This window comes from Klebsiella planticola, assembly GCF_000783935.2.
GTDB lineage: Bacteria > Pseudomonadota > Gammaproteobacteria > Enterobacterales > Enterobacteriaceae > Klebsiella > Klebsiella planticola.
This window is the reverse complement of sequence record NZ_CP026047.1, coordinates 837,961-859,599: the sequence shown is the minus strand read 5'-3', so window position 1 is coordinate 859,599 and position 21,639 is coordinate 837,961. Positions and strand designations below refer to the sequence as shown.

The following is a 21,639-nucleotide window of genomic DNA, read 5'->3' as shown; positions in this document are numbered from 1 at the left end:
TTATTCTATTATTGGAGTGAATATGAAAACGAAAGTTGCTGCCATATATGGCAAGCAGGATATTCGTATCCGCGAGTTTGAACTACCTGCCATTACAGATAATGAATTATTAGTCAGCGTAATATCCGATAGCGTTTGTTTATCCACCTGGAAAGCGGCAGCCTTAGGGAGCGATCATAAACGCGTACCGGACGATCTGGAAAACCATCCGGTTATTACCGGGCATGAATGTGCAGGTATCATTGTTGAGGTTGGAAAAAACCTGACGGATAAATATAAGAAAGGTCAGCGTTTTGTTTTGCAACCCGCGATGGGATTACCAAGTGGCTATTCAGCGGGGTACAGCTATGAATATTTTGGCGGCAATGCGACATATATGATTATCCCGGAGGTCGCGATTAACCTGGGATGCGTTTTGCCTTACCACGGATCTTACTTTGCCGCCGCCTCACTGGCAGAACCGATGTGCTGCATTATTGGCGCCTATAACGCAAACTATCATACGACGCCTTACGTCTATGAGCATCGTATGGGGATTAAGCCGGGGGGAAGCATTGCCCTTCTGGCCTGCGCCGGGCCGATGGGTATTGGCGCAATAGATTATGCCATTAACGGCAGTATTCAGCCGTCACGCGTGGTGGTGGTCGATATTGACGAAGCGCGACTGGCACAGGCTAAAAAACTGTTGCCGGTTGAGCTGGCGGCAGAAAAGGGGATTGAGCTTATCTATGTGAATACTTCCGGTATGGATTCTCCGACAGCGATGCTGCGTGCGTTAACCAATGACATAGGTTTTGATGATATCTTTGTGTATGCGGCAGTGCCTGCAGTCATTGAAATGGCTGATGATTTGCTCGCGGAAGATGGTTGCCTGAACTTCTTTGCCGGCCCTACGGACAGTCACTTCAAAGTGCCGTTTAATTTTTATAACGTGCACTACAACAGTACTCACGTTGTCGGGACATCCGGTGGTTCAACGGATGATATGAAAGAGGCAATTGCGCTCAGTGCAACCGGCCAGCTGCAACCGTCGTTTATGGTGACGCACATTGGCGGCCTTGATGCGGTTCCGGAAACCGTACTGAATTTACCTGCGATCCCCGGGGGTAAAAAGCTTATATATAACGGCGTTACCATGCCGTTGACTGCCATTGCTGATTTTGCGGAGAAAGGGAAAACTGACCCATTATTCAAAGAACTGGCGCAGCTGGTGGAAGAGACGCACGGTATCTGGAATGAAAATGCAGAAAAATACCTTTTGGCGCACTTTGGCGTTGATATCGGGGAGGCGGCGATATGATGTCGCTGGCATGGCCGCTATTTCGCATCACGGAGCAGGCTGCGCTGGCCGCCTGGCCACAAACCGGGTGCGGCGATAAAAACAAGATTGACGGTCTGGCCGTGACGGCAATGCGGGAAGCATTGAACAGTATTGGCATCCGTGGACGAATCGTCATTGGCGAAGGGGAGATTGATCGAGCCCCGATGCTGTGGATTGGTGAAGAGGTGGGAAACGGCGTCGGGCCTGAGGTAGATATCGCCGTCGATCCTATCGAAGGAACCCGAATGGTGGCGATGGGGCAAAGCAACGCCCTGGCCGTCATGGCGTTTGCACCCCGTGGCAGTTTGTTACACGCCCCAGATATGTACATGAGAAAACTGGTTGTTAATCGCTGCGCCAAAGGGGCGATTAATCTGGCGCTGCCGTTGGCAGACAATCTGCGTAATGTAGCAGAGGCGTTGGGCAAACCGCTGGAGCGACTGCGTATGGTGACGCTGGATAAACCGCGCCTTCAACCGGCGATTGCTGAGGCGACACGACTTGGCGTCAAGGTTTTTGCTCTGCCCGATGGCGATGTTGCCGCCAGCGTGCTGGCCTGTATGCAAGATAATCCCTATGACCTGATGTATACCATTGGCGGGGCGCCTGAAGGGGTTATTTCAGCCTGTGCGGTTAAAGCGCTGAGGGGCGATATGCAGGCTGAGCTGATCGATTTTTGCGAAGCGAAAGGGGATAGCGCAGATCATCGTCTGATTGCAACCCAGGAACGTCAGCGCTGCGCGGAGATGGGCGTTGAGATCAACCGAATCTATACGCTCGACGAACTGGTAGGGGGAAACGAGATCCTCTTCAGCGCGACGGGGGTCACGGGCGGCGATCTTGTTAAAGGGATCCAACAGGTTGCGAATGGTGTGCGCACGCAAACTTTACTGATCGGCGGCGCGGATCGAACGTGTAATATAATAGACTCCCTGCATTCATGGTGATTCATCGAGAAACGAATGACGACGCTGACAGAAGACGATGTGCTTGAGCAACTGGATGCTCAAAATAATTTACTCTCGTTTATGACGACGGCACATAACATTTTGCTCCAGGGCATTAAGCGCTTTCTACCGTCGCTGTTCGTCAATAACGATGAAGAGATCGTGGAATATGCAGTGAAGCCGTTACTCGCCCAGAGTGGGCCGCTTGACGATATCGACGTTGCGTTACGTCTGATTTATGCGCTGGGGAAAATGGATAAGTGGCTTTATGCCGACATTACTCATTTTTCTCAGTTTTATCAGTACCTGAACGAGCAGGATAATATCCCCGGTTTTGCCGATGACATTACCTGGGATTTTGTCAGCAACGTCAACAGTATCACCCGCAACGCGACCCTTTATGGTGCGCTGGAGTCGATGAAGTTTGCTGACTTTGCTGCGTGGTCTGAAGTGCGCTTTAGCGCAATGGTCAAGACGGCAATGACGCTGGCAGTGACGGCGATTTTAAAGGAATTAACGCCGTGAAAATCGAACTAACGGTGAATGGGCTCCAGGTTGAAGCACATTACCAGGATGATGAGATACAGAACGTTCACAAACCGTTATTGCAGCAGCTGTCAAAAATACATGCCGCTAACCCGCAGCGACGAACGATCGTTTTTCTCAGCGCACCGCCGGGGACGGGTAAATCGACGCTGACAAGTTTCTGGGAATACCTCTCTCGCCATGATCCTTGCTTGCCGGAGATCCAGACGCTGCCGATGGATGGCTTCCATCATTATAACAGCTGGCTGGATACCCATAATCTGCGGGCCTACAAAGGTGCGCCGGAAACCTTTGATGTGGGGAAACTTGCGCAGAATCTGCGCCAGATAAGGGAAGGGGAAGGATGCTGGCCGCAATATGACCGGCAAAAGCATGATCCGGTAGAAGCGGCCATCACAGTGACGGCGCCGATTGTGATTGTGGAAGGAAACTGGTTATTGCGCGATGACGAAAGATGGCGAGCGTTAGCTGCGTTTTGTGATTACTCGCTGTTTATTCGCGCCCCAGCCAATGCGCTTCGTACACGACTGGTGGGCCGTAAACTGGCTGGTGGATTATCGCGAGCTGATGCTGAGGCGTTTTATGAGCGTACCGACGGACCGAATGTTCGTCGGGTCCTGGAAACTAGCCGGCCTGGCGACCTGACGCTGGAGATGCTGGAATCAGGTGAGTATCGGATTGCGTGAAGGTAAATTATTCCAGTTATGCCGTAATGATTATTACGACTTACTGGGATAATTGCCCCCCGTCTCAGTAGGTAAAATGTGACGTACGTCAGATAACTGTCTTCTTTGGCTGGACAGTCATTCCTTTTATTCCCTGATTCGCTTATTCTAGCTGAAGCGTTTCAGTCGATTAAATGTTCGACAATTAATCAATCAGTCGCAGTTTGCGACGGGTAAGGTTTCCCTTCGGGCGTGGCTGGATTACTCTGTCAGCCATCTCAAATCAGGGACAACCTTGCAGGAGACCTATGACCATACGCATCGCGATTAATGGCTTCGGTCGCATAGGACGCAACGTGGTTCGCGCTTTATATGAATCCGGGCGTCGTGCGGAAATTACCGTGGTGGCAATCAACGAGCTGGCGGATGCCGCGGGCATCGCGCATTTGTTGAAATATGACACCAGCCATGGGCGCTTTGCCTGGGATGTTCGCCAGGAGAGAGAGCAGCTGTATGTCGGCGATGATGCCATACGCCTGCTGCATGAACCTTCGATTGAGGCGCTGCCCTGGCAGGAGCTGGCGGTTGATATTGTTCTCGATTGCACCGGTGTTTACGGCAGCCGTGAGCATGGCGAAGCCCATATTCGGGCAGGGGCAAAGAAAGTGCTCTTTTCCCATCCCGGCAGCAGCGATCTCGACGCGACCGTTGTATTTGGCGTGAACCATGATGAGTTGCGTACGGAGCACCGTATTGTCTCCAACGCCTCCTGCACGACCAACTGCATTATCCCGGTCATAAAACTGTTAGATGATGCCTACGGCATTGAGTCAGGAACGGTAACGACAATCCACTCCGCCATGCACGATCAACAGGTGATCGACGCTTATCATCCGGATCTGCGCCGTACGCGCGCGGCCAGCCAGTCGATTATTCCGGTTGATACCAAACTCTCTGCGGGGATCACGCGAATTTTCCCGCAGTTTAATGACCGTTTCGAGGCGATTGCGGTCCGCGTACCGACGATTAATGTGACGGCGATTGACCTTAGCGTGACGGTGAAAAAACCTGTAAAGGCTAATGAAGTCAACCAGTTGCTGCAAAAAGCAGCACAAGGTGCATTTCATGGTATAGTTGACTATACGGAATTGCCGTTGGTCTCGATAGATTTCAACCACGACCCGCACAGCGCCATCGTTGATGGCACCCAAACCCGAGTCAGTGGTGCTCATCTGATCAAAACATTGGTCTGGTGTGATAATGAATGGGGCTTTGCTAACCGGATGCTCGACACGACGTTAGCGATGGCCGTTATTGGTTTCAGGTGAGACATCCCTGCGCAACATTGTTCACGATGGAGCGTATGGCGTCTGCAAAACTTTAAGAATCATTGAGAGGATTCACCATGTCTGTAATTAAGATGACCGATCTGGATCTGGCTGGTAAACGCGTTTTTATCCGTGCCGATCTGAACGTACCAGTCAAAGACGGGAAAGTAACCAGCGACGCGCGTATCCGTGCTTCTCTGCCGACCATTGAGCTGGCGCTGAAACAGGGTGCTAAAGTGATGGTCACTTCTCACCTGGGTCGTCCGACCGAAGGCGAGTACAACGAAGAATTCTCTCTGCTGCCGGTTGTTAATTACCTGAAAGACAAACTGTCTAACCCGGTACGTCTGGTTAAAGATTACCTGGATGGCGTTGAAGTTGCAGCCGGTGAACTGGTTGTTCTGGAAAACGTTCGCTTCAACAAAGGCGAGAAGAAAGACGACGAAGCGCTGTCCAAAAAATACGCGGCGCTGTGCGACGTGTTCGTCATGGACGCCTTCGGTACTGCACACCGTGCGCAGGCCTCTACCCACGGTATCGGTAAATTCGCCGATGTTGCGTGCGCAGGCCCGCTGCTGGCCGCCGAACTGGACGCGCTGGGTAAAGCGCTGAAAGAACCGGCTCGCCCGATGGTTGCCATCGTAGGTGGTTCTAAAGTTTCCACCAAACTGACCGTTCTGGATTCCCTGTCTAAAATCGCTGACCAGCTGATCGTCGGTGGTGGCATCGCCAACACCTTCGTTGCCGCTCAGGGCCACAACGTGGGTAAATCCCTGTACGAAGCTGACCTGGTTGACGAAGCGAAACGCCTGCTGACCACCTGCGATATCCCGGTTCCGACCGACGTTCGCGTGGCAACTGAGTTCTCCGAAACGGCGACCGCGACGCTGAAATCTGTTAACGACATCAAAGATGACGAGCAGATCCTGGACCTGGGCGATGTTTCTGCACAGAAACTGGCTGATATCCTGAAAAACGCTAAAACTATTCTGTGGAATGGTCCGGTTGGCGTATTCGAATTCCCGAACTTCCGTAAAGGGACTGAAATCGTGGCTAACGCCATCGCTGACAGCGAAGGTTTCTCCATCGCTGGCGGTGGTGACACCCTGGCAGCGATTGACCTGTTCGGCATTGCGGACAAAATTTCCTACATCTCCACTGGCGGCGGCGCATTCCTCGAATTCGTGGAAGGTAAAGTCCTGCCAGCAGTAGCTATGCTTGAAGAGCGCGCTAAGAAGTAAGTTTGATCAGGCGGGGAAATCCCGCCTGTTTTGCAAATAAAATTCAATTTGTTGCTCTAAATAATTCGTGTTGCCGGAAGGTGGCGACAGCGCGAACGCCAGGTTCTTACGTAACCGGGGTAAGCGAGGTAAGCCAGAGGACTGCCGCACGAATGATGGCGAGCATAAACGGCCGAAGATACAGGACTACGTAACATGTCTAAAATTTTTGATTTCGTAAAACCTGGCGTGATCACTGGTGATGACGTTCAGAAAGTGTTCCAGGTAGCTAAAGAAAATAACTTTGCTCTGCCAGCGGTTAACTGTGTGGGTACTGACTCCATCAACGCCGTTCTGGAAGCTGCTGCAAAAGTTCGTTCTCCGGTTATCGTTCAGTTCTCCAACGGCGGCGCAGCGTTTATCGCGGGCAAAGGCGTGAAAACTGACGTTCCTCAGGGCGCAGCAATCCTGGGTGCTATCTCTGGCGCACATCACGTTCACCAGATGGCTGCACACTACGGCGTGCCGGTTATTCTGCACACCGACCACTGCGCGAAGAAACTGCTGCCGTGGATCGACGGCCTGCTGGACGCGGGTGAAAAACACTTCGCTGCTACCGGCAAACCGCTGTTCTCTTCTCACATGATTGACCTGTCTGAAGAGTCTCTGCACGAAAACATCGAAATCTGCTCTAAATATCTGGCGCGCATGGCCAAAATGGACATGACTCTGGAAATCGAACTGGGTTGCACCGGTGGCGAAGAAGACGGCGTGGACAACAGCCACATGGACGCTTCTGCCCTGTACACTCAGCCGGAAGACGTTGATTACGCGTACACTGAACTGAGCAAAATCAGCCCGCGTTTCACTATCGCGGCTTCCTTCGGTAACGTACACGGCGTGTACAAGCCGGGTAACGTCGTGCTGACTCCGACCATCCTGCGCGATTCTCAGGAATATGTTTCTAAGAAACACAACCTGCCGCACAACAGCCTGAACTTCGTCTTCCACGGCGGTTCCGGTTCTTCCGCTCAGGAAATCAAAGACTCCGTAAGCTACGGCGTTATCAAAATGAACATCGATACCGATACCCAATGGGCAACCTGGGACGGTATCCTGCAGTACTACAAAACCAACGAAGCTTACCTGCAGGGCCAGCTGGGCAACCCGAAAGGCGAAGACCAGCCGAACAAGAAATACTACGATCCGCGCGTATGGCTGCGTGCTGCACAGACGTCCATGGTGACGCGTCTGGAGCAGGCATTTAAAGAGCTGAACGCGATCGACGTTCTGTAAGAAACGTCTGTTTCTTGCCCGAAAGCCCGCTGAATAGCGGGCTTTTTTTATGGCTGAACAACGCGATATCTCGCTGAGAATTGTGATCAACTTGGCAAATCATGTGCATATTGTTTACCCTTAGTTAACCTGTCGCTGTACAGGTTGGGTTTTTTATTCCCCCTACGGGTATTCATAAGGAAGATTAAATGGAAGAGTTGAACGTTGGCGATAGCCTACACAACGCCAGTTCCTGGCTGGTGCGCAATCAGGAATTACTGCTGAGCTATGCCGTCAATATCGTTGCCGCTATCGCGATTATTATCGTCGGTATGATTGTGGCACGGGTCATCTCTAATACGGTGAACCGACTGATGCTGGCGCGTAAGATTGATGCGACCGTTGCCGATTTTCTGTCCGCCCTGGTACGCTATGCCGTTGTCGCGTTCACCCTGATTGCCGCATTAGGCCGCGTAGGCGTGCAGACGGCATCGGTGATCGCCGTCCTCGGTGCCGCCGGTTTAGCCGTAGGTCTGGCGCTGCAAGGATCGCTGTCTAACCTGGCCGCTGGCGTACTGCTGGTGATGTTCCGCCCGTTCCGCGCGGGTGAGTATGTCGATCTCGGCGGCGTCGCCGGTACGGTACTGAGCGTGCAGATTTTCTCTACGACCATGCGTACGGCAGACGGTAAAATTGTGGTGGTTCCGAACGGTAAAATTATCGCCGGCAATATCATTAACTTTTCCCGTGAGCCGGCGCGGCGCAACGAATTTATTATCGGCGTGTCCTACGATGCCGATATCGATAAGGTCAAGCAGCTGCTCACCCGTATTATCGAATCGGAAGATCGTATTCTCAAAGATCGCGAAATGACCGTACGTCTGCATGAATTGGGGGCGTCGTCGGTGAACTATGTGGTGCGCGTCTGGAGTCTGAGCAGCGATCTGCAAAGCGTATACTGGGATGTGCTGGAGCGTATTAAACGCGAGTTTGACGCTAACGGCATCAGCTTCCCGTACCCGCAGATGGATGTTCATATGGTTCGTCCGCAGGAGAAAGTGGAGTAATTCAGCCGCCGATCCAGAGGCCAGCGATGCTGGCCTTTATTGCCACTGCTGTATTAGTTAAACTTATTAATGATTAAAATTTTCAATTTCCTCTAATGATTTTATCGCGCTATATTCCCCGGCATTAACGACCTACCGGAAAAAACACCATGTTATCGTATTACTTTCAGGGGCTTGCCCTGGGAGCGGCTATGATTTTGCCGCTCGGTCCGCAAAATGCGTTTGTGATGAATCAGGGAATTCGCCGGCAGTATCATCTGATGATCGCGCTGCTGTGCGCGTTGAGCGATCTGCTGCTGATTTGCGCCGGTATTTTTGGCGGTAGCGCGTTGCTGATGCAGTCGCCGTGGCTGCTGGCGCTGGTCACCTGGGGAGGCGTGGCCTTTCTGCTCTGGTATGGTTTCGGCGCCTTGAGAACGGCGCTGAGCAGCAACCTGGAACTGGCCAGTGCGGAAGTCATGAAGCAGGGACGCTGGAAAATTATCGTCACCATGCTGGCGGTTACCTGGCTTAACCCGCATGTCTATCTCGATACTTTCGTCGTGCTGGGCAGCCTGGGAGGGCAGCTGGCCGTGGAGCCAAAGCGCTGGTTTGCCTTAGGCACCATTAGCGCATCATTCCTGTGGTTCTTTGGACTGGCCCTGCTGGCAGCGTGGCTGGCGCCACGCTTACGTACCGCGCGAGCGCAGCGGATTATTAATGTGCTGGTCGGCCTGGTGATGTGGTTTATTGCGCTGCAGCTGGCGAAAGACGGTCTCCAGCATGTCCAGGCTCTGTTTTACCAGGCTTAGTCCGATGGACTTTCTCCGCGGACGCGTTAAGCTTGCAGACATGCGTCCGTAGACGGGCGACCCAATGTAAGATGGAGAAACGACAGTGAAGTTAAAACTCATGGCCCTGGCGGCAGCAATCGGATTGAGCGCGATGGCAGTACAGGCAAATGAATTGCCGAATGGCCCGCATATTGTGACTTCGGGGACCGCCAGCGTAGCCGCTGTGCCGGATATCGCCACCCTGGCAATTGAAGTGAATGTTGCCGCGAAAGACGCCGCGTCGGCGAAAAAGCAGGCCGACGATCGCGTGGCGCAGTATCTCTCTTTCCTCGAAAAGAACGGCATCGCCAAAAAAGATATTAACTCAGCCAACCTGCGCACCCAGCCTGATTACGACTATCAGAATGGCAAAAGCATCCTGAAAGGCTATCGTGCGGTGCGCACCGTCGAAGTAACGTTGCGCCAGCTGGACAAGCTGAACGGTTTGCTGGATGGCGCGCTGAAAGCGGGTCTGAATGAAGTGCGGTCTGTTTCGCTGGGCGTTGCGCAACCGGATGCCTATAAAGACAAAGCGCGTAAAGCGGCCATTGATGACGCGGTGCATCAGGCGCAAGAGCTGGCGTCAGGTTTCCACAGCAAGCTGGGACCGGTTTATAGCGTTCGCTACCATGTGTCGAACTACCAGCCGAGCCCGATGGTACGCATGATGAAAGCTGCCGATGCGGCCCCGGTTTCCGCACAGGAAACCTACGAGCAGGCGACCATTCAGTTTGACGATCAGGTCGATGTTGTTTTTGAACTGCAGCCCGCTCAGCCAGCCCCGGCCCCCGCAGCGCCGGCTAAGCAGCCTGATGCGGCACAGTAAGCCATAAAACAAAAAGCCACTTCAGATGAAGTGGCTTTTTTTATTGCCCGCGCTTAGTCCTGGCGCAGCACCTTGTGGCCGTAATCGATCAGCGCATCGGTGACCCGGCGCATCATTCGGCTTTCCGGCGCGAAGCGATGCCAGTAGAGCATCCGCCGCTGAAACAGCCCCGGCGTGAGGTCGATAAGCTCGCCGCTGTTGAGCTCTTTTTCAATCTGCAGATGCGGGATCATGCAGCAGGTCGTGCCCTGGCGCGCAAGCTGCACAAAGGCTTCCGAAGAGTTAACGATATGGCACGGGACGCTGCCCGGCGGCAAATCGAAGTTCTGCTGTAAAAACGCCTGATGCATATCATCCAGATGATCGAAAGCGACAACCGGCGCTTTCAGCAGCGCTGAGCGGGTGACGCCGTTAGGGAAATAGCGTTGCGCAAACTCTTTCGAGGCGACGAACAGATAGTCCAGCGCCCCGAGCTGATCCACCAGGCAGCTCGGCAACGCCTGCGGCTGAATACTCACCGCGCCGACCACTTCACCGCGACGTAAGCGTTCCTGAGTACGGGTTTCATCCTCCACCTGCAGATTGAGGCGGATAGGGGAGTCGGAAAGGACATTAGACAGCGCGGGCAGCAGCCAGGTGGCCAGACTGTCGGCGTTGACCGCCAGCGACAGCAGCAGCGGTGTGGAGCCGGTCTGTTCATCGCCCAGCCACTCCTCTTCCAGCAGCTCAACCTGACGCAGCAGGGCCAGCAGTTTCTGCCCTTGTTCGGTCGGACGCGGCGGCACGGTACGCACCAGCAGCGGTTGGCCGAACATATTTTCCAGCTGTTTAATACGCTGAGAGACGGCGGACTGTGTAATGCAGAGCTTCTGCGCGGCGCGCTCAAACCCACGTTCTCTTATCACCGCATCCAGCGCCTGTAGTGTTCTGTAGTCCGGTCGTTTCATTATTCTGGCGTACCCCTATCACTTTTCATTAACTCGCACTATGACATAAATTCGTTTTTGATGAAGATGAAAAATGGTCTGTTCAGTTGTGTGACCCTGTCGCAGGGACAATTCCCCTCCCGGTGTTCTATAATGCGCCACAGGTATTCACATCTCGGACCATAATCATGACGCAAGATGAACTGAAAAAAGCAGTAGGCTGGGCGGCATTGCAGTATGTACAACCGGGCACCATCGTCGGTGTCGGTACGGGCTCCACGGCCGCGCATTTTATCGATGCGCTGGGCACCATGAAAGGGCAGATTGAAGGCGCGGTCTCCAGCTCTGATGCCTCCACCGAAAAACTGAAAAGCCTTGGCATTCCGGTTTTCGATCTGAACAGCGTGGACCGCCTGGGGATCTATGTTGATGGCGCCGACGAGATTAATGGCCATATGCAGATGATCAAAGGCGGTGGGGCGGCGTTAACTCGCGAAAAGATTATCGCCTCGGTAGCAGACAAGTTTATCTGCATCGCCGATGCCTCCAAGCAGGTGGATATTCTGGGCAAATTCCCGCTGCCGGTCGAAGTCATTCCGATGGCGCGTAGCGCTGTCGCGCGCGAGCTGGTGAAGCTGGGCGGCCGTCCGGAGTATCGCCAGGGGGTGGTGACCGATAACGGTAACGTGATTCTTGACGTCTTCGGCCTGGAAATTCTTGATGCCATCGCTCTGGAAAACAAAATTAACGGTATTCCTGGCGTCGTCACCGTTGGCCTGTTTGCCAACCGCGGAGCGGATGTGGCACTGATTGGAACCGCCGATGGCGTAAAAACCATCGTAAAATAATATAATCGGGGGAGCGAATGGCTCCCTCGCAAATATTTTTTCTCCAGGCTAAATTTGGTGACTTCTGTCACATTTATGCAACCAGGCTTAGTAACAATCTACCTTTTCTTTTCTTTCTGGTGTTTTGTCCTGCCATTTCCCTCTGCGTGATATTTCTTCAGGTCGTCGACGCAAACGTTCATATTGCCGCGATAGTTTTTTTTGATATGTTGCTGAGAAGAACTTTCGTTCAGCACGACATCAGATAAGACAAAACAGGACGGGGAAATGGCTAAGGTATCACTGGAAAAAGACAAGATTAAGTTTCTACTGGTTGAAGGTGTGCATCAAAAAGCGGTGGAGAATCTCCGCGCGGCGGGCTACACCAACATCGAATTTCATAAAGGCGCGCTGGACAGCGAAGAGCTGAAAGCGTCGATCCGTGATGCCCATTTCATTGGCCTGCGTTCCCGTACTCATCTGACTGAAGAGATCTTCGCCGCCGCGGAAAAACTGGTGGCGGTCGGCTGTTTCTGCATCGGCACCAACCAGGTTGATTTAGACGCGGCAGCGAAACGCGGGATTCCCGTTTTCAATGCGCCGTTCTCAAATACCCGCTCCGTTGCCGAGCTGGTCATTGGCGAACTGCTGCTGATGCTGCGCGGCGTACCAGAAGCTAACGCGAAAGCGCACCGCGGCGTGTGGAACAAGCTGGCGGTAGGCAGTTTTGAAGCGCGTGGCAAAAAACTGGGGATCATCGGTTACGGACACATCGGTACGCAGCTGGGTATTCTGGCTGAATCTCTGGGGATGCACGTCTATTTCTATGATATCGAAAGCAAACTGCCGCTGGGCAACGCTACCCAGGTCCAGCACCTCTCCGACCTGCTGAATATGAGCGATGTGGTTAGTCTGCATGTGCCGGAAAACGCCTCCACCAAAAATATGATGGGCGCGCAAGAGCTGGCGCTGATGAAACCCGGCGCGCTGTTGATCAACGCCTCGCGCGGTACGGTCGTGGATATCCCGGCGCTGTGCGATGCCCTGGCGCGTAAGCATCTGGCGGGCGCGGCGATTGATGTGTTCCCGACCGAACCGGCGACCAACAGCGATCCGTTCAGCTCGCCGCTGTGCGAGTTTGACAACGTGATCCTGACGCCGCACATCGGCGGCTCAACTCAGGAAGCGCAGGAGAATATCGGTCTGGAAGTGGCCGGTAAGCTGGCGAAGTATTCCGATAACGGTTCGACCCTTTCAGCGGTGAACTTCCCGGAAGTTTCTCTGCCGCTGCACGGCGGTCGTCGTTTGCTGCACATCCACGAAAACCGTCCCGGCGTGCTGACCGCTATCAACCAGATCTTTGCCGCGCAGAGCATCAACATCGCAGCACAGTATCTGCAAACCACGCCGCAGATGGGCTACGTGGTTATTGATATTGAGGCCGAAGAAGATGTGGCCCAGCAGGCGCTGCAGGCCATGAAGGCGATTCCGGGCACCATTCGCGCCCGTCTGCTGTTCTGATTGACGCAAGGATCCCTGCGGGGATCCTTTTACATGATGAGCACATCGCTACAGAATACCGGTGTCTTCCTGCTGTTGCTGATTCTGGCATGGACGGGGTTGGGCACCCACGATAGCCTCACCTGGCTGATGGAAGTGACGCCGGTCATTATCATCGTTCCGCTGCTGCTTGTGACGCGTTCACGCTACCCGCTCACGCCGCTCCTCTACACGCTTATCTTCTTCCATGCCATTATTTTGATGGTTGGGGGGATGTATACGTATGCGAAAGTGCCGATTGGATTTGATGTGCAGGCGTGGCTGAATTTAAGTCGTAATCCGTACGATAAGCTTGGCCACTTTTTCCAGGGGTTGGTTCCGGCGCTGGCGGCGCGGGAAATTCTGCTGCGCGGCGGCTATGTGCGCGGGCGCAAGATGCTCTCGTTTCTGGTGTGCTGCATTGCGCTGGCGATCAGCGCCACCTACGAGCTTATCGAATGGTGGGCGGCGCTGGCGATGGGGCAAGGGGCGGATGATTTTCTCGGCACCCAGGGCGATCCGTGGGACACGCAGTCGGATATGTTCTGCGCGTTGCTGGGGGCGCTGACGACGATCTTGTTACTTAGCGGATGGCATAACCGGCAACTGAAGAAGCTCGGTACGCCATAGCTTATGGCCACTGCCACAGCGCCGAGGGGGTAATCACCGCGGGCAGTGGAATATCCCAGTGCTCAGTGGGCAGTGCGTCGACCTGCTGGCAATCGTGGGCATAGCCAACAGGCTGCAGGGAATAATCCTGCCAGTTCTGTAATGTTCGGTCGTAGAAGCCGCCTCCCATCCCCAGCCGCTGTCCGGCGGTATCAAAGGCAACCAGCGGGACCATCAGTACATCGAGCCGGCCCAGCGGCAGGACGTCGCGTACATCGAGCTTCGGCTCGTCGATTTTCAGCCGGTTGGTCACCAGTTCGCTGCGCGGGTGATAGCGCAAAAACAGCAGATTTCCCGGGCTGAACGGGTGGAGTACGGGCAGATAAACCTGCTTGCCGGCCCGCCACAGCCGATCAATCAGCGGTCGGGTATCGAGTTCGCCATCAAATGACAGAAACAGGGCGACGGTTTGCGCCTGCGCGACGGGCGGATATGCCATCACGCGATCGGCACCCTGGCGGGCGAACTGCGCCTGCTGTTCTGCCGTCAGCGCGCGTCGTCGCTGGCGAATCTGTTGACGAATCAGCTGTCGGGTAGTTTGCGTGTCAGAAAGTTGAGTCATGACGGGTCGCTTGATTTAGCATGAGCACGATAATACGTGGGTCAGTTGCCTGTAGGCGTAGTGTAATACACAAGGTGATAAAAACCGAAAAGGAAGCACGAGGGATGGAACTGAAAAGAAGGGAATCTCCGAGATGCCGCCGCAGGCTGTAACCCTTGAACCCTTGGTTCAAGGTGAATGCGTCGTCACAGTTTTAAGGCTTCTCGGACGGACCGAGCATGCTCACCAACCATGGAGCGCCACATTCTTGTGGTATGAAATATCGGCTCAGGGGACTGGCCCGCTTGCAAACATCTCAGAGAAATTTTGTTCTTGCGCTTACTCTAACACAGTTAACTGCAAAGTGTTATTCAAACTTCGGCCCGGTTCTTTCGCTTATGCGACCTTGCTCAAGCAACGCTTGTTCGATGGTCTGCTGTAGCATCCGAATACGCTGTTCCATGCTGGAGGCGTAATCGCGGGTTTTCGCTTTTTCCTGAGTCAACTCATAGCTGATGTTCAACGCGGCGATGAAGACCAGCTGCTCAGTATTTGTGACTCTAGTGCGTTCTTTTAAATCTTGCAACCGCTGATTCAGGTCATCAGCTGCCTGATTCAAGGCATCCCTTTGTTCAGGCGGGCAATTCACGCGGAGTGAACGGCCAAAAATTTGGAGATCGACGGGTTGTGCAGACATGCCACCTTCCTGCTGATTGACTGCGCGGCCTTCACACCCGAATCCGGGACTGCAAAGGGGCGACACTATAGCTACCCTGGTGCGAAGGTACAAGCCCTATTCTGGTTCACCAGGGTCCAAAGTGGTAGCATACCATGAATATTCCTCCCAACGATGACGAATGCGCATGTCTATACAGAACGAAATGCCTGGTTACAACGCTGTAGACCAGTTACTGAACCAACAGGGCGTGGGCTTAACCCCGGCCGAAATGCACGGTTTGATCAGTGGGATCCTGTGCGGCGGCAATAAAGACAGCAGCTGGCAGCCGCTGGTGCACGACCTGACAAACGAAGGCCTCGCATTTGGTCACGAGCTGGCCGAGTCTCTGCGCACCATACATTCCGTGACCAGCGACTCGCTGGAAGACGACGGTTTCTTGTTCCAGCTCTATTTACCGGAAGGTGACGCGGTAAGCGTGTTTGAACGCGCCGACGCGCTGGCCGGTTGGGTTAACCATTTCCTGCTCGGCCTGGGCGTTACGCAGCCTAAACTGGATAAAATCAAAGACGAAACCGGTGAAGCCATCGACGACCTGCGTAACATTGCGCAACTGGGGTACGACGAAGACGAAGATCAGGAAGAGCTGGAGATGTCGTTGGAAGAGATTATCGAGTACGTGCGCGTCGCTGCGCTGCTGTGCCACGAAACCTTTTCTCGCCAGCAGCCAACCGCACCGGAAGTTCGCAAGCCAACATTACACTAACGATAATTTGTTGAGGGGGCGTCATGACACAGCAGGAATTTCTTTCTCGTCGCCAGGCATTGCTGGCGCAGATGCAGCCAGGCAGCGCCGCGCTGATTTTCGCCGCACCGGAAGCGGTCCGCAGCGCAGATTCAGAATACCCCTACCGGCAGAACAGCGATTTTTGGTACTTCACGGGATTTAATGAGCCGGAAGCCCTGCTGGTGTTGATTAAAAGCGACGACACCCACAACCATAGCGTGCTGTTTAACCGCGTCCGCGATCTGACCGCAGAGATCTGGTTCGGCCGTCGTCTGGGGCAGGAGGCCGCGCCGTCGAAGCTGGGCGTCGACCGCGCTCTGGCGTTCAGCGAAATTAACCAGCAGCTATTCCAGCTGCTTAACGGCCTTGATGCGATCTATTTTGCCCAGGGCGAATATGCCTATGCTGACAAAATCGTCTTCAACGCGCTGGAAAAACTGCGTAAAGGCGTGCGCCAGAATCTGCAGGCGCCCGGTTCAGTGATTGACTGGCGGCCGATGGTGCATGAGATGCGCCTGTTTAAATCGCCGGAAGAGCTGGAGGTGATGCGCCGCGCTGGCGAAATTTCCGCGCTGGCTCATACCCGCGCAATGCAGAAATGCCGTCCGGGCCTGTTCGAATACCAGCTGGAAGGGGAAATTCTGCATGAATTCAGCCGCCACGGCGCCCGTTTCCCCTCCTATAACACCATCGTGGGCGGTGGAGAAAACGGCTGTATTCTCCATTACACGGAAAACGAATCCGAGCTGCGCGATGGCGATTTGGTGCTGATTGACGCCGGCTGCGAATACCTCGGCTATGCCGGCGATATCACTCGCACCTTCCCGGTGAACGGTAAATTCAGCCCGGCGCAGCGCGAGATTTACGATATTGTCCTCGAGTCGCTGGAAACCGCGCTGGAGCTTTACCGTCCTGGCACCTCCATTCAGCAGGTTAACCAGGAAGTGGTGCGCATTATGATTACCGGTCTGGTGCGTCTCGGCATCCTGAAAGGGGATGTCGACGAGCTGATGGCAAACAATGCCCACCGTCCGTACTTTATGCATGGCCTGAGCCACTGGCTGGGACTCGATGTCCATGATGTCGGCCACTACGATGTCGATCGCTCGCGTCTCCTTGAGCCGGGCATGGTGTTGACCGTTGAGCCGGGTCTCTACATTGCCGTCGACGCCGATGTGCCGCCACAGTATCGCGGCATTGGCGTGCGTATTGAAGACGATATCGTCATCACCGAAGACGGCAATGAAAACCTCACCGCCGGCGTGGTGAAAAAAGCTGATGATATTGAGGCGCTGATGGCGGCGGCACGGCGGTCATGAGCATCCTGATCGTTGGCGGAGGGATGACCGGGGCAACCCTGGCGTTAGCTATCTCGCGCCTAACCCACGGCGCGCTCCCGGTGCATCTGGTCGAGGCCGCGCAGCCGGATTCGTCGCAGCATCCGGGGTTTGATGCCCGTGCGATTGCGCTGGCGGCGGGGACCTGCCAGCAGCTGGCGCGGACCGGCATCTGGCAAGGCATTGCCGATTGCGCGACGCCGATTCAGCGTGTTCACGTCAGCGATCGTGGGCATGCGGGATTCGTGACGCTCGATGCGCAGGACTACGGACTGGCGGCGCTGGGGCAGGTGGTCGAGCTGCACGATATCGGCCAGCGATTGTTTGCGCAACTGCGCGAAGCGCCGGGCATTACCTTACACTGCCCGGCGAAAGTCGAAGACGTCACCCGGTGGGAGGAGGGCGTCAGCATCACCCTGGACAGCGGCGAGACGATCGCCGGCCAACTGCTGGTTGCCGCCGATGGTTCGCGCTCCACGCTGGGCGCTCGCTGCGGCATGAGCTGGCAGCAGCAGCCTTACCAGCAGCTGGCGATTATTGCCAACGTCAGCACGGCGTTGCCCCATGAAGGGCGCGCCTTTGAGCGCTTCACCGAACATGGTCCGCTGGCCATGCTGCCGATGTCACACGGACGCTGTTCGTTGGTATGGTGTCACCCGCAGTCGCGGCGCGATGAGGTTCTGGGTTGGTCCGACGCGCAATTTTGCGAGCAGCTGCAGCAGGCATTTGGCTGGCGGCTGGGGCGCATCACTCATACCGGGAAGCGCAGCGTTTATCCATTGACGTTGACTACCGCTACGCGCCCGGTTTCCCATCGCCTGGTGCTGGTCGGTAATGCGGCGCAGACGCTGCATCCCATCGCCGGGCAGGGCTTTAATCTCGGTCTGCGGGATGTGATGAGCCTGGCGGAAACGCTGGCCCAGGCCGGCGCTAACGGACAGGATCCCGGCGATTACTCACTTCTTTGTCACTATCAGGCGCGGCGAGCGGATGATAAGGCCGCGACCATCGGCGTGACCGATGGGCTGGTGCATCTGTTCGCTAATCGTTGGGCGCCGCTGGTGGCGGGGCGTAACGTGGGTCTGATGGCGATGGAATTATTTACCCCGGCGCGCGACGCGCTGGCGCAGCGTACCCTCGGTTGGGTTCCTCGTTAAGGAGTTGAACGTGCAAAGTGTTGATGTTGCCATTGTTGGCGGTGGCATGGTGGGTCTGGCGGTCGCCTGCGGTTTGCAGGGGAGCGGGCTGCGGGTTGCGGTGCTGGAACAAGCCGAGCCGCAGCCGTTAAACGCCGATGCGCCGCCGGCGCTGCGGGTATCCGCCATTAACGCCGCCAGCGAAAAACTGCTTACCCGGCTGGATGTCTGGCCGGAGATTGTCGCCCGGCGCGCCAGCTGTTATCACGGTATGGAAGTGTGGGATAAGGACAGCTTTGGCCACATCAGCTTTGATGACCAGAGTATGGGCTTCAGCCACCTTGGCCATATTATTGAAAATGCGGTCGTTCATCATGCGCTGTGGCAAAAGGCGCAGCGTTGCGCCGACGTCACGCTGCTGGCCCCGGCGCAGCTGCAGCAGGTGGCGTGGGGAGAAAACGAAGCATTTCTCAGCTTGCAGGATGGCAAGATGCTGACCGCCAGGCTGGTGGTCGGCGCCGACGGTGCAAACTCCTGGTTGCGCAACAAAGCGGATATCCCGCTGACGTTCTGGGACTATCGCCATCATGCGCTGGTTGCCACCATTCGTACCGCAGAGCCGCATCAGGCGATTGCCCGTCAGGCGTTCCACGGCGACGGCATTCTGGCGTTTCTGCCGCTGAGCGATCCGCATCTGTGTTCGATCGTCTGGTCGCTGTCGCCGCAGGAAGCACAGCGGATGCAGCAGGTCGACGAAGCGGCGTTTAATCAGGCGCTGAATATTGCCTTCGATAACCGGCTTGGCCTGTGCCAGCTTGCCAGCGAGCGTCAGACTTTCCCGTTGACCGGTCGCTACGCGCGCCAGTTCGCCGCGCATCGCCTGGCGCTGGTGGGCGATGCCGCGCACACCATTCACCCGCTGGCCGGCCAGGGGGTGAATCTGGGCTTTATGGATGCAGCGGAACTGATCGATGAACTCCGTCGTCTGCATGCGCAGGGCAAAGATTTTGGTCAGTACCTGTATCTGCGTCGCTATGAACGTAGTCGCAAACACAGCGCTGCGATGATGCTGGCGGGGATGCAGGGCTTCCGCGAAATGTTCTCTGGCAGCCACCCGGCGAAGAAACTGCTGCGCGATATTGGCCTCAAACTGGCGGATACACTACCCGGCGTCAAACCGCAGTTGATTCGCCAGGCAATGGGCTTAAACGATCTTCCAGCCTGGTTACGTTAAGCGCGTCACACTTCTCTCTCCCGGCCCCGGCGCCGGGTTTTCTCCTCTCATTTGAAATAATCTAATCTCACCCATTTTTTCGCATTAGTTTTATTAATGTCTCTCTTTTTTTGAAACAGAAAACAGGCCCTTTTTTTCGCATAAAATACCATCATGCTCGGTATTATCAGTTCATGATGTTAATTTTATGTGGCATAAATCGCTTTTTTCCAGTCAATAACTCTGTAGTCTTTTTGGCGACTTTTAGTCATAAGCTAATGTGATGTCCTGATTTAGCTTATGGTTTAGCGCCGGGTTAGGTGGTAAGTTCAGGCAAAAGAGAACGTTTGCGTCGGCGTCCGGACATGGCGCCGACGGCGGATTTCGTGGGGCGAAATCGCCCTAATGACATCGCTCAACCCAGTAGCTGGTTCCGTTTTATTCGATGAGGAAAAGATGGCTCAACAGACTCCGTTGTATGAACAACACACGCTGTGCGGCGCTCGCATGGTGGACTTCCATGGCTGGATGATGCCGCTACATTACGGTTCCCAGATTGATGAGCACCACGCGGTGCGGGGCGACGCCGGTATGTTCGATGTTTCGCACATGACCATCGTCGATTTCCACGGCAGCCGCATTCGGGAGTTCCTGCGCTATCTGCTGGCTAACGATGTCGCGAAGCTGACGGTGCCGGGCAAAGCGCTATATACCGGCATGCTTACCGCGTCCGCCGGCGTCATCGATGACCTGATTGTCTATTTCCTTACCGAAGATTATTTCCGCCTCGTTGTTAACTCCGCCACCCGTGAAAAAGACCTCGCCTGGATTACCCAGCAGGCTGAACCCTATGGTCTTGAAATGACCGTTCGTGACGATCTTTCGCTGATTGCCGTACAGGGGCCGCAGGCGAAAGCGAAAGCGGCAACCCTGTTCACCGACGCACAGCGTCAGGCCTTAGAAGGGATGAAACCGTTCTTTGGCGTGCAGGCCGGCGATCTGTTTATTGCGACCACCGGTTATACCGGTGAAGCCGGTTACGAAATCGCCATGCCGAATGAGCAGGCTGCTGATTTCTGGCGTGGCCTGCTGGACGCTGGCGTGAAGCCGTGCGGTCTGGGCGCTCGCGATACCTTGCGTCTGGAAGCGGGGATGAACCTGTATGGCCAGGAGATGGATGAAAGCATCTCTCCGCTGGCGGCGAATATGGGCTGGACCATCGCCTGGGAACCCGCAGATCGCGCATTCATCGGCCGCGAAGCGCTGGAACTGCAGCGTGAAAAAGGTACCGAGCAGCTGGTGGGGCTGGTGATGACCGAGAAAGGCGTCCTGCGCGGCGGTCTGCCGGTGCGCTTTAGCGATGCAGACGGTAATCAGCAAGAAGGTATTATCACCAGCGGCACCTTCTCCCCGACGCTGGGCTACAGTATTGCGCTGGCGCGCGTACCGGCCGGTATCGGCGAGACGGCCATTGTGCAGATTCGCAACCGCGAAATGCCGGTAAAAGTGACTAAACCTGTTTTTGTACGCAACGGCAAAGCCGTGGTGTGATTCCCCTTTTTTGGAGATTAATTGATGAGCAACGTACCAGCAGAACTGAAATACAGTAAAGAACACGAATGGCTGCGCAAAGAAGCTGACGGCACCTACACCGTCGGGATCACCGAACATGCCCAGGAACTGCTTGGCGATATGGTTTTCGTCGATCTGCCGGACGTTGGCGCAACCGTTGAAGCGGGTGACGACTGTGCGGTTGCCGAGTCGGTAAAAGCAGCTTCGGATATTTATGCCCCGATTAGCGGCGAGATTGTGGCGGTGAACGAAGAGCTCAACGACTCTCCGGAGCTGGTGAACAGCGACCCGTACGCGGACGGCTGGATCTTTAAAATTAAGGCCAGCGATGAAGCGCAGGTTGCGGCCCTGCTTGACGCGGATGCCTATGCGGCGCTGCTGGAAAACGAGTAAATATCTTGTCCCTTCA

The 21,639-nt window shown here is 55.0% G+C and carries 22 protein-coding genes and 1 other RNA gene; 19 read left to right on the top strand and 4 right to left on the bottom strand.

Features of this window, described 5'->3' with window-relative positions; translation table 11 throughout:
* Window positions 1–22: 22 nt before the first annotated feature.
* The 10 genes from MC50_RS04045 to MC50_RS04000 all read left to right on the top strand — a co-directional run bounded on the left by MC50_RS04045 (window position 23) and on the right by MC50_RS04000 (window position 10,007).
* Complete coding sequence (locus MC50_RS04045) at window positions 23–1,300, top strand: zinc-binding dehydrogenase (protein WP_047663465.1); 1,278 nt, start codon at window positions 23–25, stop codon at window positions 1,298–1,300.
* Window positions 1,297–2,268, top strand: a complete 972-nt coding sequence (gene glpX, locus MC50_RS04040; protein WP_032698809.1) for a class II fructose-bisphosphatase — start codon at window positions 1,297–1,299, stop codon at window positions 2,266–2,268. Before MC50_RS04045 ends, glpX begins: the two co-directional genes overlap by 4 nt.
* A gap of 15 nt (window positions 2,269–2,283) precedes the next feature.
* Window positions 2,284–2,793: an MltR family transcriptional regulator gene (locus MC50_RS04035; RefSeq protein ID WP_016154381.1), complete on the top strand. Its 510-nt coding sequence runs from the start codon at window positions 2,284–2,286 to the stop codon at window positions 2,791–2,793.
* On the top strand, window positions 2,790–3,500 hold the full coding sequence (locus tag MC50_RS04030; protein ID WP_032698024.1) for a nucleoside/nucleotide kinase family protein: 711 nt from the start codon (window positions 2,790–2,792) through the stop codon (window positions 3,498–3,500). The genes MC50_RS04035 and MC50_RS04030 overlap by 4 nt, the downstream gene beginning before the upstream one ends.
* 287 nt (window positions 3,501–3,787) lie before the next feature.
* The gene (gene epd, locus MC50_RS04025) at window positions 3,788–4,807 is read left to right on the top strand and encodes an erythrose-4-phosphate dehydrogenase (protein ID WP_015585767.1); all 1,020 of its coding nucleotides are present in this window, start codon (window positions 3,788–3,790) and stop codon (window positions 4,805–4,807) included.
* 77 nt (window positions 4,808–4,884) lie between these two features.
* Window positions 4,885–6,048, top strand: coding sequence for a phosphoglycerate kinase (gene pgk / locus MC50_RS04020; RefSeq protein ID WP_032690798.1), 1,164 nt, complete (start codon window positions 4,885–4,887; stop codon window positions 6,046–6,048).
* A gap of 195 nt (window positions 6,049–6,243) precedes the next feature.
* Window positions 6,244–7,323: a class II fructose-bisphosphate aldolase gene (gene fbaA / locus MC50_RS04015; RefSeq protein ID WP_004867428.1), complete on the top strand. Its 1,080-nt coding sequence runs from the start codon at window positions 6,244–6,246 to the stop codon at window positions 7,321–7,323.
* 188 nt (window positions 7,324–7,511) lie between these two features.
* Window positions 7,512–8,369: a small-conductance mechanosensitive channel MscS gene (mscS, locus tag MC50_RS04010; RefSeq protein ID WP_032698022.1), complete on the top strand. Its 858-nt coding sequence runs from the start codon at window positions 7,512–7,514 to the stop codon at window positions 8,367–8,369.
* A 149-nt stretch (window positions 8,370–8,518) separates the two neighbouring features.
* Window positions 8,519–9,160 carry an arginine exporter ArgO gene (argO, locus tag MC50_RS04005; RefSeq protein ID WP_032690799.1) on the top strand — a complete coding sequence of 214 codons (642 nt, stop codon included), beginning with the start codon at window positions 8,519–8,521 and terminating at the stop codon, window positions 9,158–9,160.
* A gap of 85 nt (window positions 9,161–9,245) precedes the next feature.
* Window positions 9,246–10,007 carry an oxidative stress defense protein gene (locus MC50_RS04000; protein WP_015585769.1) on the top strand — a complete coding sequence of 254 codons (762 nt, stop codon included), beginning with the start codon at window positions 9,246–9,248 and terminating at the stop codon, window positions 10,005–10,007.
* 53 nt (window positions 10,008–10,060) lie between these two features.
* Here the strand turns inward: MC50_RS04000 and argP are convergent, their stop codons facing one another.
* Entirely contained in the window at window positions 10,061–10,954 is an 894-nt protein-coding gene (gene argP, locus MC50_RS03995) for a DNA-binding transcriptional regulator ArgP (protein WP_004867418.1), read from the bottom strand.
* Between the two features lie 167 nt (window positions 10,955–11,121).
* Here argP and rpiA point away from each other — a divergent pair, with 167 nt between their 5' ends.
* The 3 genes from rpiA (at window position 11,122) to MC50_RS03980 (ending at window position 13,929) form a co-directional block, all read left to right on the top strand.
* Window positions 11,122–11,781 (top strand): ribose-5-phosphate isomerase RpiA, encoded by a 660-nt coding sequence (gene rpiA / locus MC50_RS03990; RefSeq protein WP_004867416.1) that lies wholly within the window; start codon window positions 11,122–11,124, stop codon window positions 11,779–11,781.
* Between the two features lie 267 nt (window positions 11,782–12,048).
* Entirely contained in the window at window positions 12,049–13,281 is a 1,233-nt protein-coding gene (gene serA, locus MC50_RS03985) for a phosphoglycerate dehydrogenase (protein WP_032690800.1), read from the top strand.
* Between the two features lie 33 nt (window positions 13,282–13,314).
* Window positions 13,315–13,929, top strand: coding sequence for a DUF2238 domain-containing protein (locus tag MC50_RS03980; protein ID WP_032690801.1), 615 nt, complete (start codon window positions 13,315–13,317; stop codon window positions 13,927–13,929).
* Window position 13,930: 1 nt separating this feature from the next.
* Here the strand turns inward: MC50_RS03980 and MC50_RS03975 are convergent, their stop codons facing one another.
* From MC50_RS03975 to zapA, 3 genes are all read right to left on the bottom strand, one after another.
* Window positions 13,931–14,530, bottom strand: a complete 600-nt coding sequence (locus MC50_RS03975) for a 5-formyltetrahydrofolate cyclo-ligase (RefSeq protein ID WP_032696670.1) — start codon at window positions 14,528–14,530, stop codon at window positions 13,931–13,933.
* A gap of 121 nt (window positions 14,531–14,651) precedes the next feature.
* Window positions 14,652–14,835: non-coding RNA, 6S RNA (gene ssrS / locus MC50_RS03970), on the bottom strand.
* A gap of 41 nt (window positions 14,836–14,876) precedes the next feature.
* On the bottom strand, window positions 14,877–15,206 hold the full coding sequence (gene zapA / locus MC50_RS03965) for a cell division protein ZapA (RefSeq protein WP_004867406.1): 330 nt from the start codon (window positions 15,204–15,206) through the stop codon (window positions 14,877–14,879).
* Between the two features lie 166 nt (window positions 15,207–15,372).
* Between zapA and MC50_RS03955 the strand changes: the two genes are divergently transcribed.
* The 6 genes from MC50_RS03955 to gcvH all read left to right on the top strand — a co-directional run bounded on the left by MC50_RS03955 (window position 15,373) and on the right by gcvH (window position 21,623).
* Window positions 15,373–15,951: a YecA/YgfB family protein gene (locus tag MC50_RS03955; RefSeq protein ID WP_015585772.1), complete on the top strand. Its 579-nt coding sequence runs from the start codon at window positions 15,373–15,375 to the stop codon at window positions 15,949–15,951.
* A 23-nt stretch (window positions 15,952–15,974) separates the two neighbouring features.
* Complete coding sequence (pepP, locus tag MC50_RS03950; protein WP_046853469.1) at window positions 15,975–17,291, top strand: Xaa-Pro aminopeptidase; 1,317 nt, start codon at window positions 15,975–15,977, stop codon at window positions 17,289–17,291.
* Window positions 17,288–18,466: a 2-octaprenyl-6-methoxyphenyl hydroxylase gene (ubiH, locus tag MC50_RS03945; RefSeq protein ID WP_032690803.1), complete on the top strand. Its 1,179-nt coding sequence runs from the start codon at window positions 17,288–17,290 to the stop codon at window positions 18,464–18,466. Before pepP ends, ubiH begins: the two co-directional genes overlap by 4 nt.
* A 10-nt stretch (window positions 18,467–18,476) precedes the next feature.
* Window positions 18,477–19,679 (top strand): FAD-dependent 2-octaprenylphenol hydroxylase, encoded by a 1,203-nt coding sequence (gene ubiI, locus MC50_RS03940; protein ID WP_032690804.1) that lies wholly within the window; start codon window positions 18,477–18,479, stop codon window positions 19,677–19,679.
* A 435-nt stretch (window positions 19,680–20,114) separates the two neighbouring features.
* Window positions 20,115–21,209, top strand: coding sequence for a glycine cleavage system aminomethyltransferase GcvT (gene gcvT, locus MC50_RS03935; RefSeq protein ID WP_047663464.1), 1,095 nt, complete (start codon window positions 20,115–20,117; stop codon window positions 21,207–21,209).
* Window positions 21,210–21,233: 24 nt separating this feature from the next.
* A complete protein-coding gene (gene gcvH / locus MC50_RS03930; protein WP_004867393.1) occupies window positions 21,234–21,623 on the top strand; it encodes a glycine cleavage system protein GcvH in 390 nt (129 codons plus the stop codon).
* Window positions 21,624–21,639: the final 16 nt, after the last annotated feature.